General features: G+C 70.7%; 15 protein-coding genes and 1 tRNA gene. 4 read left to right on the top strand and 12 right to left on the bottom strand.

All coding sequences use genetic code 11. The features are described 5' to 3' along the window. Positions 1–84: 84 nt before the first annotated feature. The 3 genes from H7U32_RS10970 (at position 85) to rlmH (ending at position 1,418) form a co-directional block, all read left to right on the top strand. On the top strand, positions 85–216 hold the full coding sequence (locus H7U32_RS10970) for a hypothetical protein (protein ID WP_275051235.1): 132 nt from the start codon (positions 85–87) through the stop codon (positions 214–216). Positions 217–279: 63 nt separating this feature from the next. Then, positions 280–921: a uracil phosphoribosyltransferase gene (gene upp, locus H7U32_RS07315; RefSeq protein ID WP_204469407.1), complete on the top strand. Its 642-nt coding sequence runs from the start codon at positions 280–282 to the stop codon at positions 919–921. A 17-nt stretch (positions 922–938) separates the two neighbouring features. After that, complete coding sequence (gene rlmH / locus H7U32_RS07310) at positions 939–1,418, top strand: 23S rRNA (pseudouridine(1915)-N(3))-methyltransferase RlmH (RefSeq protein WP_204469406.1); 480 nt, start codon at positions 939–941, stop codon at positions 1,416–1,418. A gap of 71 nt (positions 1,419–1,489) precedes the next feature. Here rlmH and H7U32_RS07305 read toward each other — a convergent pair whose 3' ends face one another. From H7U32_RS07305 to H7U32_RS07265, 9 genes are all read right to left on the bottom strand, one after another. After that, complete coding sequence (locus tag H7U32_RS07305) at positions 1,490–2,542, bottom strand: glycerophosphodiester phosphodiesterase family protein (protein WP_204469404.1); 1,053 nt, start codon at positions 2,540–2,542, stop codon at positions 1,490–1,492. Between the two features lie 29 nt (positions 2,543–2,571). Further along, positions 2,572–3,498, bottom strand: coding sequence for a glutamate--tRNA ligase family protein (locus H7U32_RS07300; protein WP_204469402.1), 927 nt, complete (start codon positions 3,496–3,498; stop codon positions 2,572–2,574). A 136-nt stretch (positions 3,499–3,634) separates the two neighbouring features. Next, on the bottom strand, positions 3,635–6,295 hold the full coding sequence (clpB, locus tag H7U32_RS07295) for an ATP-dependent chaperone ClpB (RefSeq protein ID WP_204469400.1): 2,661 nt from the start codon (positions 6,293–6,295) through the stop codon (positions 3,635–3,637). 313 nt (positions 6,296–6,608) lie between these two features. Next, positions 6,609–7,430 carry a fumarylacetoacetate hydrolase family protein gene (locus H7U32_RS07290; protein ID WP_204469398.1) on the bottom strand — a complete coding sequence of 274 codons (822 nt, stop codon included), beginning with the start codon at positions 7,428–7,430 and terminating at the stop codon, positions 6,609–6,611. A 368-nt stretch (positions 7,431–7,798) separates the two neighbouring features. Further along, positions 7,799–8,065: an acylphosphatase gene (locus tag H7U32_RS07285; protein WP_323804608.1), complete on the bottom strand. Its 267-nt coding sequence runs from the start codon at positions 8,063–8,065 to the stop codon at positions 7,799–7,801. Between the two features lie 43 nt (positions 8,066–8,108). Beyond that, a complete protein-coding gene (locus tag H7U32_RS07280) occupies positions 8,109–8,498 on the bottom strand; it encodes a Rid family detoxifying hydrolase (protein ID WP_204469394.1) in 390 nt (129 codons plus the stop codon). 107 nt (positions 8,499–8,605) lie between these two features. Continuing rightward, complete coding sequence (locus H7U32_RS07275; protein ID WP_204469393.1) at positions 8,606–10,078, bottom strand: amino acid permease; 1,473 nt, start codon at positions 10,076–10,078, stop codon at positions 8,606–8,608. 44 nt (positions 10,079–10,122) lie between these two features. Continuing rightward, on the bottom strand, positions 10,123–11,172 hold the full coding sequence (locus tag H7U32_RS07270) for a glycerophosphodiester phosphodiesterase family protein (protein WP_204469391.1): 1,050 nt from the start codon (positions 11,170–11,172) through the stop codon (positions 10,123–10,125). 89 nt (positions 11,173–11,261) lie between these two features. Next, positions 11,262–11,337 (bottom strand) — tRNA-Arg (locus tag H7U32_RS07265). 133 nt (positions 11,338–11,470) lie between these two features. On the opposite strand from H7U32_RS07265, the gene H7U32_RS07260 reads away from it, so the two are divergent. Then, complete coding sequence (locus tag H7U32_RS07260; protein WP_204469389.1) at positions 11,471–12,097, top strand: hypothetical protein; 627 nt, start codon at positions 11,471–11,473, stop codon at positions 12,095–12,097. A 55-nt stretch (positions 12,098–12,152) separates the two neighbouring features. Here the strand turns inward: H7U32_RS07260 and H7U32_RS07255 are convergent, their stop codons facing one another. The 3 genes from H7U32_RS07255 to H7U32_RS07245 form a co-directional block, all read right to left on the bottom strand. Next, positions 12,153–13,124, bottom strand: coding sequence for a tetratricopeptide repeat protein (locus H7U32_RS07255; RefSeq protein WP_204469387.1), 972 nt, complete (start codon positions 13,122–13,124; stop codon positions 12,153–12,155). Between the two features lie 86 nt (positions 13,125–13,210). After that, complete coding sequence (locus tag H7U32_RS07250) at positions 13,211–14,221, bottom strand: hypothetical protein (protein ID WP_204469385.1); 1,011 nt, start codon at positions 14,219–14,221, stop codon at positions 13,211–13,213. Next, positions 14,218–15,354: a hypothetical protein gene (locus tag H7U32_RS07245; protein WP_239457599.1), complete on the bottom strand. Its 1,137-nt coding sequence runs from the start codon at positions 15,352–15,354 to the stop codon at positions 14,218–14,220. Before H7U32_RS07245 ends, H7U32_RS07250 begins: the two co-directional genes overlap by 4 nt. Positions 15,355–15,398 lie beyond the last annotated feature (44 nt).

The following is a 15,398-nucleotide window of genomic DNA, read 5'->3' as shown; positions in this document are numbered from 1 at the left end:
TCGCCGCCTACCTGACCCACCACAATGAGACACGCACCAAGAAATCCCCGGGCCGGCAGAGCCCCGTGCAATACCGCAGAAGCCTTGGACTGGCCGCACGACCATCCAAAAAAACATCCGCACCCCCTGGCACCGCACACCAAGCACGGCGGCGTGATCAGCCTGACCCGGGCCGAATACGAGCGGGTCAGGGCCGCCGACGGGCGCATCGGCTGACGGGCGGGCGGGCCGCGCCAGAGCCCAGCGCGGCCCGCGACCCCATGGCCTAGAGTGGGAGCCATGGAACTCCATGTGTTGAATCATCCGCTGGTGGAGCACAAGATGACCGTGCTCCGCGACAAGAACACCCCCTCCTCCACCTTCCGCGAGCTCGTCACCGAGCTCGTCTCCCTCGAGGCCTACGAGGCCACCCGCGGCCTCGAGGTCGTCGACAAGCCGATCGAGACCCCCGTCGCCACGATGGTCGGCAAGGCCATCGCCAAGCCCCGCCCCATCATCGTGCCGGTGCTGCGCGCCGGCCTGGGCATGCTCGACGGCATGATGAAGATGATCCCCTCCGCGGAGGTCGGCTTCCTCGGCATGAAGCGCGACGAGGAGCACCCCACCCAGCAGATCACCCACGCGAACCGTCTGCCGGAGGACCTCACCGGCCGCCAGTGCTTCCTCATCGACCCGATGCTCGCCACCGGCGGCACGCTGGTCGCGGCCACGCACTACCTGGCCGAGCGCGGCGCCAAGGACATCACCGCCATCAACATCATCGCCGCCCCCGAAGGCATCGAATTCGTGGAGAAGAACGTCGACCCGTCCATCGACTTCAAGGTCGTGGTGTGCGCGGTCGACGAGACCCTCAACGAGCGCGCCTACATCGTGCCCGGTCTGGGCGACGCCGGCGACCGTCTCTACGGCGTCATCGACTGACGCCGGGGCCGCGCGGCATGAGGATCGACATCATCGCGCCGGGCCGCGTCAAGGAGCGGTACCTGCGCGACGCCATCGACGAGTACGCCAAGCGACTCTCCCGCTACTGCAAGCTGGAGATCATCGAGGTGGCGGACGAGAAGACCCCCGACCACGCCTCCGAAGGCGTCGAACGGCAGATCAAGCGCAAGGAGGGCGAGCGCATCGCCAGGCACCTGCGCCAGGACGCGACCATCGTCGCGTTGGCCATCGACGGCAAGCAGCTGTCCAGCGAAGAGCTCGCCACGAAGATCGACCGGCTGGGTCTGTCCGGCGTCAGCCACATCCAGTTCGTCATCGGCGGCTCCATCGGCCTCGACGACGCGATCCTCAGCCGCGCGGACTTGCGGCTCAGCTTCTCGCGCATGACCTTCCCGCACCAGCTCATGCGCGTGATCCTGCTCGAGCAGATCTACCGGGCCTATAAGATCAACGCCGGCGAGCCTTACCACAAGTAGGGTCCGCCGGCGTCGGCCGGGGATGGCGGCGGCTGCCGGAGGCCGCCGCCATCCGTCATCGTCTCCGGCGGCTACTTGCCGTCGGGCACGAAGCTTTCGAAGATGTGGCGGTCGAAATACGGCGCGCACTGCGCCAGTTCCTCCCGGCTGCACACCGTCCACGACACCGCCGTCGCCCCCATGAGGCGAGCGGCGCGCACCTGCAGCGCGGCGCCGCCGGTCCAGTCATACGCCACGAAATCCGGCCGCGACATCCAGTCGAAGGCGAGCAGGCCGGCCAGCAGGCGCAGCGCATCGCACCCATGCTCACGGCCCACGGGCTGCGCCTCGGCGAGCTGGCCGCGGCAGGCCTCCGGCCGGTGCTCCCGGTACCAGCGTATCGCGCGCGGATTGAAGCTCTCCACCACATACGGGCCGTCGTAGGTTTGCAGCAGCGCGTCGCCCTCCTCCATCAGCATCTCGTCGCGCTCGGTCCAGGCGGTGTCGTCGGCGAACTTGTATTCGACGATGAGCGGCACGCGCCCGGCCACCACCTTGAGCACGTCGATGAACAGCGGCACATGCTGGTAGTAGCCCTCCGGCGCCTTGGACGGGGTGACGACCAGCGGCACGCGCTCCTGCGCGCCGGGCAGCGGCTCGGCCTGCGCGTCCCCGGGGCGTGCGCCGGGGAACAGCGGGATGCGCGTGAGCTCGTCGTAGGTCAGGTCCTCGACGCGCCGCGGGTCGCCGGCCACGCGCATGAGGTCGGCGTCATGCACGACCACCACCTTGCCGTCGAGCGTCAGCTGCAGGTCGAGTTCGATGCCGTAGCCGGCCTCGGCCGCAGCGGCGAACGCGGCCAGCGAGTTCTCCGGGGCGATGGGTCCGGTGGCGTCGGGCGTGCCGTAGCCCGCCTTCATGGCCATGCGGCGCGCGAGCGCCACATAGGCGCCGGATTCCGCCGCATAATCCTGGGTCAGTCCGGAGCCTGCGTCGTGCAGGCCGCGGTGCGCGTACCAGCATTCCGGCACCGCGGGCACGAAGTTGCGGCGCTTGTCGCCGAACGACCTCGGCGCGACGGCCCACACGGCCGCGCCGGCCAGGGCGGCGGCGCCCACGAGCAGATTCCTCACGGCTTTCGACATATCCGGCTCCTTCCGGTCGGTTCCGCCTCTCAGCCTAGCGCCTCGGCGAGCCACCGGGGCACATGGGGACCATCCGGGGCGAGGATGCGGTCGGGATGGTGGGCGCGCAGGGCCTGCCAGCCGAAGCCGTCCAGCAGGTCGGCGGGCGCGCAGGGCTCGGACGCGGGGATGAGGCCGAGCAGCCACGCGCACAAGCCGACGACCTGCCCGCTCAAGACGCCGCGTGCGCGCAGGGCGCCCATGTCCAGCGACCGCTCGCGTTTGGCGAGCCGCCGGCCGGCCGCGTTCTCGATCAGCGGCAGATGCGCGTGGGCCGGATGCGCCGGGCTGGGGCCGCGCACCAGGCTGGTCACGCCCATGTCGAGGTCGTCGACGGTGACGACGAACTGGTAGGCGAACAGGCCGTCGGCCCGGCGGACCACCGAGTCGCCGATGTCGTGGGCGAGGCGGTAGCGCTGCGGCCCGTACACGCGGTCCTCGAACGCCGCGGCGCCGGCATCCGGCATCGCGATGCGCAGGGAGTGGCGGTCGCCGCGTGCCAGCCGGGCGCGGGCTTGGTCGGGGTGGTCGCGCCACAGACGGCTGCAGGTGCCGGGGTAGATCTGGAAGCCGTCGCCCTCCTGCGGGGCGGAGGCGGCGCGGATGTCGGCGCGCGAGCAGAAGCACGGGTAGATCAGCGGCGGGTGGCGGTCCTCCAGCGCGCGCAGGGCCTCCTCGTAGCGGTCGAGGCGGGCGGACTGGTAGACGGGCTCGCCATCCCAATCGAGGCCGAGCCACGCCAGGTCGTCCATGATCCAACGGTCGGCGTCGGGCAGCACGCGCGGACGGTCGATGTCCTCGATGCGCAGCACCATGCGTTCGCCGCGGGAACGGGCGTCGAGCCAGGCGGCGAGCATCGCATACGCGTTGCCGATGTGCATGCGGCCGGAAGGCGTGGGGGCGAATCGTCCTGTCATATGCCCCACCCTACCGGCCGCAATCGTCTCCCGCGGCGGATTGGCTCCCCGAGGGGAGCCAAATCAGACGGCAAAGGCCGCGGGAGGTCCGCTCTCTGCGGATTCCGCGGCCTTATGCCCAACCAGCCTGGCGGTCTCAGTCCTCGGTCACGCCTTCGACCGTCACGTCCGGCGAGTCGGCCTCGGCGGCCGGCACATCCGTGAGGTCGAGGTGCTCGCCGCCGGTCTGGTCGACGCGCACGGTGTCGCCGTCGTGGACCTTGCCGGCCAGCAGCATGCGGGCCAGCTGGTCGCCGACCTCGGTCTGTACGAGGCGGCGCAGCGGACGGGCGCCGTAGGCCGGGTCGTAGCCGGTGTTGGCCAGCCATTCGCGGGCCGCGGCAGTCACGTTGAGCGTGATCCGGCGGTCGGTCAAACGCGAGGCCACGCCGGCCATCTGGATGTCCACGATGCCGCCCAGCTCCTCGCGGGTGAGCGGGTGGAACATCACGATGTCGTCCAGACGGTTGAGGAACTCCGGCTTGAAGTTGCGGTGCACGGCGTCCATCACGGCCTTCTTCTTGGCGTCCGCGCCCATGGACTCGTCCACCAGGAACTGCGAGCCGAGGTTCGAGGTCATGATCAGGATCGTGTTCTTGAAGTCCACGGTCCGGCCCTGGCCGTCGGTCAGGCGGCCGTCGTCGAGCACCTGGAGCAGCACGTCGAAGATCTCGGGGTTGGCCTTCTCCACCTCGTCGAACAGCACCACGGAGTACGGGCGCCGCCGCACGGCCTCGGTGAGCTGGCCGCCCTGCTCGTAGCCGACGTAGCCGGGGGCCGCGCCGATGAGACGGGACACGGAGGCCTTCTCCATGTACTCGGACATGTCGATGCGCACCATGGCCTTCTCGTCGTCGAACAGGAAGTCGGCGAGCGCCTTGGCCAGCTCGGTCTTGCCCACGCCGGTGGGGCCGAGGAACAGGAACGAGCCGGTGGGGCGGTTCGGGTCGGAGATGCCGGCGCGCGAGCGGCGCACCGCGTCGGACACGGCCTGGATGGCTTCCTTCTGCCCGATCACGCGCTTGCCGAGGTACTCCTCCATATGGAGCAGCTTCTCGTTCTCGCCCTGCATGAGGCGGCCGACGGGGATGCCGGTCCAGTCGGAGACGATCTCGGCCACGGAGTCGGCGTCCACGCGGTCCGGCACCATCGGCTCGGCGCCTTCCGCGCCACCACGGTCGGCCTTGGTCTCGGCGTCCGCGTTCTCCGCGACGGCGAGTTCCTTCTGGATGGCCGGAATCTCGCCGTAGAGGATGCGGCTGGCCTCCGCCAGGTTGCCCTCGCGGGTGAACTTGTCGGCCTGCACGCGCAGGTCGTCCAGCTTGGCGCGCAGGTCGCCGACCTTGTTGTGGCCGGCCTGCTCGGCGTTCCACCGGGCCTTGAGTCCGGCGAGCTTCTCGCGCGTGTCCGCCAGCTCGGCCTGCAGCTTGCCCAGGCGCTCCTTGGACGCGGGGTCCTCGGCCTTCTTGAGCTGCATCTCCTCCATTTCCAGGCGGGTCACGCGCCGCTGCAGCTCGTCGATCTCCTCCGGGGAGGAGTCGAGCTCCATGCGCAGGTGCGCGGCCGCCTCGTCGACCAGGTCGATGGCCTTGTCCGGCAGCTGCCGCCCGGAGATGTACCGGTTGGACAGCGTGGCCGCCGCCACAAGCGCGTCGTCGCCGATGGTCACCTTGTGGTGGGCTTCGTAGCGCTGCTTCAGGCCGCGCAGGATCGCGATGGTGTCCTCCACGCTCGGCTCGCCCACGAACACCTGCTGGAAGCGGCGCTCCAGGGCCGGGTCCTTCTCGATGTTCTCGCGGTACTCGTCCAGCGTGGTCGCGCCGATCAGACGCAGCTCGCCGCGCGCCAGCATCGGCTTGAGCATGTTGCCGGCGTCCATGGAGCCTTCGGCCGCGCCGGCGCCCACGATGGTGTGGATCTCGTCGATGAACGTGATGATCTGCCCGTTGGCGTTCTTGATCTCGTTGAGGACGGCCTTGAGGCGTTCCTCGAACTCGCCACGGTACTTCGAGCCGGCCACCATGGAGCCCAGGTCGAGCGAGATGAGCTTCTTGCCCTGCAGCGTGGTGGGCACGTCGCCCGCCACGATGCGCTGGGCCAGGCCCTCGACGACGGCGGTTTTGCCGACGCCGGGCTCGCCGATGAGCACCGGGTTGTTCTTGGTGCGCCTCGACAGGATCTGGATGACGCGGCGAATCTCCTGGTCACGTCCGATGACCGGGTCGAGCTTGCCTTCCTTCGCCGCTGCCGTCAGGTCGGTGGAGTACTTCTCCAGCGCCTTGTACGAGCCTTCCGCATCGGGGCTGGTCACCTTGGCGCCGCCGCGCACGCCGGGCACGGCTTTGCGCAGCGCCGCCGCCGTGACGCCGTTGCGTTCGAAGATCTCCGCGCTCTGGTTCGGCTTCGAGGCGACGATGCCGATGAGCAGGTGCTCGGTGGAGACGTATTCGTCGCCCATGGCCTGCATCTCCTTCTCGGCCTGGGCGAGCGCCGCGGTCAGCTGACGGCTGGCCTGCGGCTGCGAGGTGGTGGAGCCGGACGCGCTCGGCAGCTGGACGAGCGCGTTGCGCACGGCCGCGCCGATGGCCTGCGGATCGCCGCCGGCCGCCTGGATGAGGCCGCGCACCACGCCCTGCTCCTGGCGCAGCAACGCGTCGACCACGTGCAGGGTCTCGACCTGCGCGTTGCCGGCCGCCGAAGCGCTTTGGATGGCGTCGCCGATGGCCTCCTGGGCCATCGTGGTGAACTTCTGTTCCATATGTCCTCCAACATTCCGTGGGCCGCGGGCCTTGCGCGTCCGGAGGTCCGGACCGGCGCGGCCGCCGCGGCATGATTGCATGTTCTGCAATCCTCAACCACGTCCGCCATCATTCTATTCCCAAACTTGAGCGTCTTCGACTCAAGTTTTCTCTCCTCGGCGTGGTGGACACGCTGCCGCCCGGCGCAGCGCACTCTCCAATCGGAGCGGCCCCGTCAAAGCCTTCACCACCGAAGCGGGCGTCACTCCTGCGCAGGCCCCGCCCGTAGGGGGAGATGCAAGAGTGACGCCCGCTCCGGCGTTGGCGTATGGTTCAGCCGCGGACGACCACGTTGCGCAGGTCGCCGATGCCCTCGACGTGCACGATGGCCTCGTCGCCCGGATCGAGGTGGCCGGAGGCGTTCGGCGTGCCGGTGAGGATCACGTCGCCGGGCAGCAGCGTGGCGAAGGAGGAGATGGCCGCGATCTGCTCGGGGATGCCGTGGATGAGCTTGGCGGTGGTGCCGCTGGCCTCCTCCACGTCGCGCCCGTTGAGCGTGAAGGAGATGCACGCGTCGCGCCAGTTCAGGTCGTCGCGCCCCACGATCCACGGGCCGAGCGGGCAGGAGGTGTCGAAGCCCTTGGCGCGCGTCCACATCGGATCCATGCCCTGCAGGTCGCGCAGCGTCACGTCGTTGACGCAGGTGAAGCCGAGCACGTAGTCCATCGCCTGCGCGACGGGCACGTTCTTGGCCATGCGGCCGATGACCACGGCCACCTCGGGCTCGTAGTTCATGTCGTTCGAGCAGGGCGGAATCACGATCGGATCGTCCGGACCGATCACGGAGGTGGAAGGCTTGGTGAAGATGACCATGTCCTCCGGCGCATGCTTGATGTCCGAATGGCCGGCCTCGTGCATGAACTGCGCGTGCGCCTCGTAGTTCTTCGCCAGGCCGTACACCTTGGAGGGGATGACCGGGGCGAGCAGGCGCACGCCTTCGGCGTCGAGCGCATACCGGTTGCCGGTGGGGCTCACCTGGCCGCCGACCAGCGGATGGCCGTCGAGCTCCACGAGATAGTCCTTGCCGTCGGCCGCGTCCTTCTGCACGAAGGCGTAGCGGGGCGTGTCATTCAACGAAAACCGTGCAATCCTCATAGGCCCCAACCCTAGTCCGTTGCCTGCCCCGCCCGCGGCCGTCGCCACGGCCGCGATGCCGCGCCGCCGTGCGACAAACCGTACTATGAGTACGAATAAGAGTACGGTTTCCCGCATCGCAACGACGCCCGTGCGGCAAACCGTACTCTTACGCGCTGTCAGAGTACGGTTCGCCGCATGGGGACCGCATCACTGCGACAAACCGTACTGTGAGCGCACGTCAGAGTACGGTTCGCCGCAAGGGGACCGCATCACTGCGACAAACCGTACTCTTACACACTGTAAGAGTACGGTTTGCCGTATGGGGACGCCGTATGGGGACGCATGCCGCGAGGACGCTTGCCGCATGGGGACGCATGCCGCATGGCTCAGGCGTAGACGCGGAAGGCGGTCTCGCCTTGGAGGGGGATGGTCTGGACGGCGACGTGGTCCACGCGCGACCACCGGGGGCCGGTCTGGAGCCAGTTGAGCAGCACGTCGACATCGGCGCGGCGCCCCTGCGCCTCCAGCTCCACGTCGCCGTCGCGCAGGTTGCGCACCCAGCCGGTCAGCCCCAGCCTGCGCGCGGCCGTCACCGTGAAGTAGCGGTAGCCCACGCCCTGCACCAGACCGGACACCGTCGCATGGACGCGCACCTCGGCCTCCCCATCGGCTCCGGCGCCGACCCCGCCTGCCGTCTCAGCAGACGGCGATCGCATCGATCTCGACCAGCGCGCCCTTGGGGATGTCGTTGCCGCCGAAGGCGCAGCGGGCGGGCTTCACCGAGCCGATGAACACCTCGGCGTACTTGGCGTCCACCGCGGCGAAGTCCTCCACGTTCTTGAGATAGATCGTGGCGCGCACCACATTCTCGATGCCGCTGCCGGCGGCGTCGAGGATGTGCTTGATGTTCTTCAGGGCCTGGGCGGCCTGCTCGGCGGCGGTGTCGCCGGCGAACTCGCCGGTGGCCGGGTCGATGCCCAGCTGGCCGGACACGAACACGAAGCCGTTCGCCTTCACTCCCTGGCTATACGCGCCCAGCGCGGCCGGAGCGAACGCGGTCGCCACTTCCTGCATCTTCTCGCCCATCGTCGTCGTCCTTTCTCGCTTCGGAACCTTCCGGGCCCATGCCGGGCCCTCTGCGGAACCCATGCCAGGCCCCGGCAACGGCGGCCAATCCGCCGCCGCCCTGCCACTCAGGCTACACGCCCGCCGTCGCGCGCTCCGCGGCGCTTCCGCCACGCGGCCACGCCGTAGTGCACCGCATAGCACAGCGCCATGAAGGGGACCATGGCCAGCAGCGTCGAGCGCTGCGCGGGGTCGGCCGCCACCAGCACCAGCGCGCCCACGCACATCACCAGCGCCGCCACCGGCACCAGCGGGAACCACGGGGCGCGGTAGCCGAGCTCCTCCGCCCGGTGCCCGTCGCGCACCCACTGGCGGCGGAAGCGGATGTGGCACACCGCCACGGACATCCACACCACCAGCGTGGCCAGGCCGGAGATGGCCACCAGCGCCAGGTACACGGTGGAGGCGGCCACCACGCTGGACAGCAGCGCGAGCAGGCTGCCGGCCATCGAGCAGGCGACGGCCCACACCGGCACGCCGTGGAAATTCGTCTTGGCCAGCGCATGCGGGATCATCCGCTCCTGCGCCAGCGACCACACCATGCGCGAACTCACGTACAGGCCGGAGTTTGCGGCGGAGAGCACGGCCGTGAGCACCACGAAGTTCATGATGTCGCCGGCGAAGGGCATGCCGATGCTCTGGAACACAAGCACGAAGGGACTGGTCTCCACGCCGGCTTGGTGCCAGGGGATGAGCGCGGCCATCACGCCGATCGAGCCGATGAAGAAGATGGCCAGCCGCAGCACCGTGGTGTGGACGGCCTTGGGGATGGCCGTGCCCGGGTCGCGGGTCTCGCCGGCCGCCACGCCCACCACCTCGGTGCCGGAGAACGCGAACACGACGGTGAGCAGCGTGGAGAACACCGGCAGCGCGCCGTTGGGGAAGCCGCCGCCCTCGGTCAGGTGGGTCAGCCCCGGCGCCGGCTGGCGGGCGCCGTCCGCGCCGGTGATCGGGATGGCGCCGCAGATGGCGAGCAGTCCGATGAGGATGAACGCGACGATCGCGACCACCTTGACGGACGCGAACCAGAACTCCGACTCGCCATACAGCCGCACCGAGAGGATGTTGAGCACGAACACGAGGACGATGAACGCCGCCGACCACGCCCAGGTGGGCGAGCCGGGGAACCACCGCTGCATAAGCAGGCCGGCCGCGGTGAACTCGCTGGCGAGCGCCACCGCCCAGTTGAGCCAGTAGAGGATGGCGACGGTGAACGCGGTGCCGGGGCCGATGAACCGCCGCGCGTACAGGTGGAAGCTGCCGGCGTAGGGCATCGCGACAGAAAGCTCGCCGAGGCTGAGCATCACCAGATACACCAGCAGCGAGCCGATGGCGTAGGCGAGGATCGCGCCGAGCGGGCCGGCCTGGTGGATGGTCTGGCCGGAGGAGAGGAACAGGCCGGTGCCGATCACGCCGCCCAGGGAGATCATCGTCAGATGACGCGATTCCATCTTGCGTTCGAGGCCGCCCTGCTCGTCGGGGGCATCGGTCCGGACACCGGCCTCGGATGCCGGGGATGTCACGGGGGTATCGGTGGCCATGGCTCTCCCTTCGCGACGGCCCGTCCGGCCGCCCCTGGACGATGCTACCGCAGTGCGGCGGCCGCGCGCTCGATGACGCGGACATCCTCGCCGAGCACACCGGACGCGCCGTCGGCCAGATACCGGGCGGCGGCGCCCGCCTCGCCGCCCGGGCCGGCGCCGGCGCCGAATCCGGCGTACAGCGGCATCGGCCGCGTGCGGCAGAGCTGCCGGGCGCGGGCGAACACCGCGTCGCCGGCCATCGAGCAGGTGACGACGAGGAAGCTCAGCCGGGTATGGCCGGCCTCCACCCGGTTCAGACTGCGGGCGCTGCGGCAGCACAGGCCGATGCGCCAGTCGGGGTGGAGCCGGCGCGCGACGGCCACGACGGCCGGGTCGGTGGACATGACCAGCGTGTGGTTCTGAAAGTCCTCGTGGGCGAGGATGCCGGCGATGCGTGCGAGCAGCGCCGGGGCGTGGCGCGGGTCGGTTTTCAGGTCGAGCAGCAGGCCGAGCCCGTGGGCTCCGGCGGGACGGGCGCGGCTGACGCCGGGGGCGCCGGCGCCGCGCGCGGTCCGGATGGCCTGGGCGAGCGTCGGCACCCGGTAGACCATGCCGCGGGAGACCATCGGCATACCCTGCAGCTCGGCGAGGGTCAGGTCGCGCACGGGCTGGTCGCGTCCTTCGGCGGAGAGGCGGCCGGTGCGCCGGTCGTGGAACACGACGACCTGGCTGTCGGCGGTGAGCCGCACGTCGATCTCGGCGTAGTCGGCGCCCTCGCGCCCGGACGCGGCGATGGCGGCGAGCGAGTTCTCCGGGGCGCCGGCGCCGCCGCGGTGCGCGAGGGCGAGGGAACGGCCGTCCTGCGGCCAGATGGGGGTGGGCCGCGCGCGGTCGCGGGCGACGAGGGCGTCGCGTTCGGCGCGGGCGGCGTCGGGGCCGCCACGCCATCGTCCGACGATGCCTCGGCCCAGGCCGGCGGTCAGCGACGCCGTGGCCAGCGCCAACACCACGAGCACGGCGACCAGCGCGACGAGGGCGCGGTTCGCCGGGCCGACCCCCTGGCCGGCCGGACCGGCCTCGCCGAAGCCGGCGCCGCGACGTCCTCGTCCCATCCGCATGGCTCCATTATGGGCGCGCCCGGCCGCCATGCGCGCAGCGACATGCGAAAGGCCGGCACCTGACGGTGCCGGCCTTCGTGGCGTGGTGGGCCCGACGCGGTTCGAACGCGCGACCTTCTGTTCCGGAGACAGACGCTCTATCCACTGAGCTACGGACCCAAGCAAGTACATACTGTACACCATCGCCGCCGGCGCCCCGTCCTCCGCGGGTCAGCGCGGCCGGGGCAGCGGCCCCGCCGCCATGTGGTCGGCGCAATCACGCCGGCCGGGGCCTCGGCCTTACAATGGGGCCATGGCGGCCCCGATGGATGACTTCGAATTCGAGAGGCGGTTCTTCTGCCGTGAGTTCCCCGCGGAGCTCAGGGGCGAGGACACGCCGACGCTAATCGTGCAGAGCTACTACGTGCATGCGGACAACTACGCGCTGCGCGTGCGCTTGCAGGCGCGGGACGTGCGGGTGCCGATGACCCCGGACCTCGACCCGGTGGCGCTGCTCGAGCGCAACGAGGGCCGCTTCTCCGAGGCCTTCGTGACGGTGAAGGGCCCTTCGGTGGGCGGCACTCGCTACGAGGCGGAGCGGGAGATCGACAGCCGCATCGCCGCGGAGCTCATCCGGCGCGGCGGCGAGGTGATCGTCAAGAACCGCTATTCGATGTGGATCGCGGAGGACGGGTGGAACATCGACGTGTTCGGCGGGGCGAACGCGCCGCTGGTCGTGGCCGAGGCGGAGCGTTCCGGACCGGTGACGAACCTGACGATTCCGCGCTTCTGCCTGACCGAGGTCACCGACCAGCCGCGCTTCAGCAACGACGGCCTGGCCGCCCGGCCCTTCGGCCTGTGGGCGGCCGACTTCGAGCGGGAGCTCGCCGCCGAAGGGCCGCGTTTCCTGCAGGAGTTCGGCGTGAACAGGATGCAGTGACGTCCGCTCCCCGGCCTGCGAAGGCGCCCCCGGCCAGCCGGCCGCCCGGCGCCGATCAGTACATGAGGGTCGCCAGACGCCGGCGGGCGCGCGCGAGCCGCGGATCGGTGGGCTCGGGGATCGCGAAGTACTCCAGCAGGCGCTTGCGCACGGTCTCGAGGTCGGCCTTGTGCCCGGCCGCGAGATAGTCGAGCAGCCGGTCGAAGGCGTCCTGGATCTGGCCGCCGATCATATCCACGTCGGCCACGGCCAGCTGGGCGTCCACGTCGTCGGGATGGTCGGCCGCGTTCTGGCGCGCCTCGCGCACATCCGCCTTCCCGGAGCGGGCGAGCAGCAGCGCCTTGGCGCGTTCGCGCGCGGCGAGCGCGTCGCCCGGATCGGATTCGAGCACCTGCGCGTACGCGGCCGCCGCGCCGGCGTAGTCGCCGGACTGGGCCAGGCGCCACGCCTCCTGGTGGGCGGGCGGCACCGCGGCCGCGCCGGAGGAGGCCGCGCCGTCCGCCCCGGAGGAAGCCCCGTCTTTGTCGCCGGCATACGGCGCGGTGCCGTTGACGCCGGCCTGCTGGGCGGCGGCGATGATCTTCGGCAGCATCTGGTCGCAGATGGCGCCCAACTCCGTCTCGAAGGGCACCCCCTGCAGCAGCGGCATCGGGCGGCCCGCGATGAGCGCGAACAGCGCGGGCGCGCCCTGCACCTGCAGGGCCTGCGCGATGGACGGGTAGGAGGCGATGTCGATGCGCGACATCTGGATCTGGCCGTTGAGCTTGTTCACCGCCTCGCCGAGCGCCTTGGCCATCGGGAACAGGCGGTCGTCGGTGGGCACCCACAGGAACAGCAGGATCGGGAAGGTGGCCGAGGTGGTCACCATCGCCTGGAACGTGTTCTCAGTGGTGTCGATGACGTAACCGCCGGCCGCGGGCGCGCCGCCCGCCTGCCCTGGCTCGGCCTTGACCTGGTGCTTGAGCGCCTCCAGGTCCACCGCTCCGGCCAGGGACACCCCGGGATTGAACTTCGGCTGATCAGCCATGACTGCCTCCACTCCGCACGACGATGACGGGGCCGGCGCCGCCGGTCCCGTCGATGAATGCCGGACCCATTGTAAGGCCGCCGGCCTCAGACGGCCTCGACCTTGACCGGCTGGCGTTCGGCGCCCACCGCCGTGATCTTGAGGCCGGAGTCCTTGGGCGGCACGACCAGCGCGATGATGTTCACATAGGTCACCTTCATCGTGCTCGTGGCCTGGCCGCCGCCGAACAGCGCGGTCTCCGCGTCGGAGGCGGGCAGGGATTCGCGTCCCTCGCCGGCCGCGCGCGTCCACACCGAGTCGATCTCGGCCACCACCAGGTCGCTGCCGTCGGCGGAGCGCATGACCTTGAGCTGGCCGGGCGCCACCTGGAAGGTCTGCTCCTGGGTACCGGCGTTCGCCTCCATCGCCTGCTGCACCTTGGCGGACTGCTCGGCGAGCGTGCGCCGCAGGTCGTCGTCGGCGAAGTCCGCGGCGAATTCGCTCTGGTCGCCCTTGGCGAGCACATCCGCGTAGCGTTCCACGGCCTGCTCGGGCGTGGCCACCAGGCCGGCGTCCTTGGGGGTGCCCATCGGCGAGCCGATGGACGGCACCGCGAAGTTCGGCAGCTGCGCGCCCTGGAACAGGCGCGCCAGCCCCCACAGCTTGTAGTTCTCGCGCGCCGAGTCCTGCGTGAGCACGAGCAGGCGGTTCGACTGCTGGTCGTCGGTGGTGGTGGTGATCGTGAACACGGTGCGCGGCCAGCCGGAGTCGGTGGGGATCACGGTCTGCGCGATCTTGTCCGGGATCGTCGCCTTGTTGTCCATCTGGCCGGTTTTCTGCGCGACGGCGATCTGGCTGGTGCGCACAGCCAGGCTGGGGCCGGTCAGCCGCGCGGCGAGCCCGGAGGCGTCCTTGGCGTCGTCGGCCTGCTTGATGACGTCGAGGATCTGCCCGCGCAGCTTGCGCTCCTGGGCGGCGGTCAGGTCGGGCGCGGCGGCGGCCTGGTCGCCGTCGGCCGCGGTCACGGCGGGCAGCCGGCCCTCGCATCCGGCGAGGCCGGCGCACAGGGCGGCGGCCAGCGCGCCGGCCGCGAGCTTGGTGATGCGGCGTGCGGTCATCGGTCCTCTCCCTTCTGGTCCTCGTCGCCCATCTCCTGGGCGAGGCGCGCGAAGTACGACTGCAGCTCGGCCGGGGAGATGACGGAGGTCGCGTCGTCCACGCCGCCAGCGGGAGCCGGGGCCGCGGAGTCGGCGGCGGGAGCCGGCTCCTCGGACGGGGCGGAGGCCGCGTCGGCGACGAGGTTGCGGGAGGCGGGGTCGACGATGGTCGGCTGGCTCTGCTCGCGCAGGGCGGCGTCGGCGGGCACCGCGCCGGCCGCGTGCCGACGGCGGCGCTTGGCGCGCGGCTTGAAGCTCACGGCCGTCTTCAGGCCGCTCAGGCTGCCGGCGATGGCCTCGCCCACCGCCACCTCCTCGACGGGCTTGGTCCGGGATTCGACGATGCGCTTGCGGCGCTTGTGCGGCGGCATCGCGAACACCGACGCGGTGAGCGCGGCCAGCACGGCCAGCAGGCCGGCCACGAAGAAGAACGGCATCGCGAAGTCGGGCACGGAGCTGCGCGTCCAGTGCATCGAGACGGTGGCATCCGTCTTCCGGCCGAGGTCGATGAGGACGACCTCAGCGGCGGTGGCCTTCTTCAGCGTGAGCGTGGCGCTGGTGGCGCCGCAGTCGACGGACCGCCACATGTCGGAGTCGGCGAAGGCGACCTGCCCGTCCTCCGGCGCGCTCTGGCCGGAGGCGGAGGCTCGCTGCGACGACAGCGTGGTCCAGTCGGTCATGCCGGTGACGCGCACGTAGGGGTTGCCGGCCAGCCAGCCGGTCGCGTCCTTCGCGTTGCCGACGGCCGCGCAGACCTGCTGGTCCTGGCCGGCCCGGCCGGAAGCCTTCGCCTCCAGCGTGACGGCATCGTCCACCAGCGGCAGCACGCCGGGATCGGTGACGACGTACCGGGTGTCGGTCACGCGCATCCGGGCGGTCACCTCGGTGCTGGGCCGCCATTCGGTGGCGTTGAGCCAGCCGAGGAGGATGGCCGCGACCGCGAGCAGACCGAGGATGGGGGTGACGACGCCGCGCATGACGATGGCGTGGCGCGACGGCTTGCCGCCGCGTCCGTCCCGTGCCTCGGGCGCGGCGGTCTGGTCCCCGTCCAGACCGCCGGCCCCGGCCATTGTGGTCTCGTTCAAGTCAGTCATAGCGGGCAACATTCTACAGGAGGCACCTATGAGCCGCCTTGGCG

Origin of the sequence: Bifidobacterium pullorum subsp. saeculare (assembly GCF_016899725.1) — a bacterium.
Lineage (GTDB): Bacteria > Actinomycetota > Actinomycetes > Actinomycetales > Bifidobacteriaceae > Bifidobacterium > Bifidobacterium pullorum_C.
The sequence above is the reverse complement of the archived record's forward strand: the minus strand, read 5'-3'. Positions and strand labels throughout refer to the sequence as shown.

Coding starts and splice junctions, on each gene's coding strand:
- H7U32_RS07290 (WP_204469398.1), bottom strand. CDS start 7,430: ATGAGGATTGCACGGTTTTCGTTGAATGACACGCCCCGCTACGCCTTC.
- H7U32_RS07300 (WP_204469402.1), bottom strand. CDS start 3,498: ATGACAGGACGATTCGCCCCCACGCCTTCCGGCCGCATGCACATCGGC.
- clpB (WP_204469400.1), bottom strand. CDS start 6,295: ATGGAACAGAAGTTCACCACGATGGCCCAGGAGGCCATCGGCGACGCC.
- H7U32_RS07270 (WP_204469391.1), bottom strand. CDS start 11,172: ATGGGACGAGGACGTCGCGGCGCCGGCTTCGGCGAGGCCGGTCCGGCC.
- H7U32_RS07275 (WP_204469393.1), bottom strand. CDS start 10,078: ATGGCCACCGATACCCCCGTGACATCCCCGGCATCCGAGGCCGGTGTC.
- upp (WP_204469407.1), top strand. CDS start 280: ATGGAACTCCATGTGTTGAATCATCCGCTGGTGGAGCACAAGATGACC.
- H7U32_RS07245 (WP_239457599.1), bottom strand. CDS start 15,354: ATGACTGACTTGAACGAGACCACAATGGCCGGGGCCGGCGGTCTGGAC.
- H7U32_RS07260 (WP_204469389.1), top strand. CDS start 11,471: ATGGCGGCCCCGATGGATGACTTCGAATTCGAGAGGCGGTTCTTCTGC.
- H7U32_RS07305 (WP_204469404.1), bottom strand. CDS start 2,542: ATGTCGAAAGCCGTGAGGAATCTGCTCGTGGGCGCCGCCGCCCTGGCC.
- H7U32_RS07255 (WP_204469387.1), bottom strand. CDS start 13,124: ATGGCTGATCAGCCGAAGTTCAATCCCGGGGTGTCCCTGGCCGGAGCG.
- H7U32_RS07250 (WP_204469385.1), bottom strand. CDS start 14,221: ATGACCGCACGCCGCATCACCAAGCTCGCGGCCGGCGCGCTGGCCGCC.
- H7U32_RS07280 (WP_204469394.1), bottom strand. CDS start 8,498: ATGGGCGAGAAGATGCAGGAAGTGGCGACCGCGTTCGCTCCGGCCGCG.
- rlmH (WP_204469406.1), top strand. CDS start 939: ATGAGGATCGACATCATCGCGCCGGGCCGCGTCAAGGAGCGGTACCTG.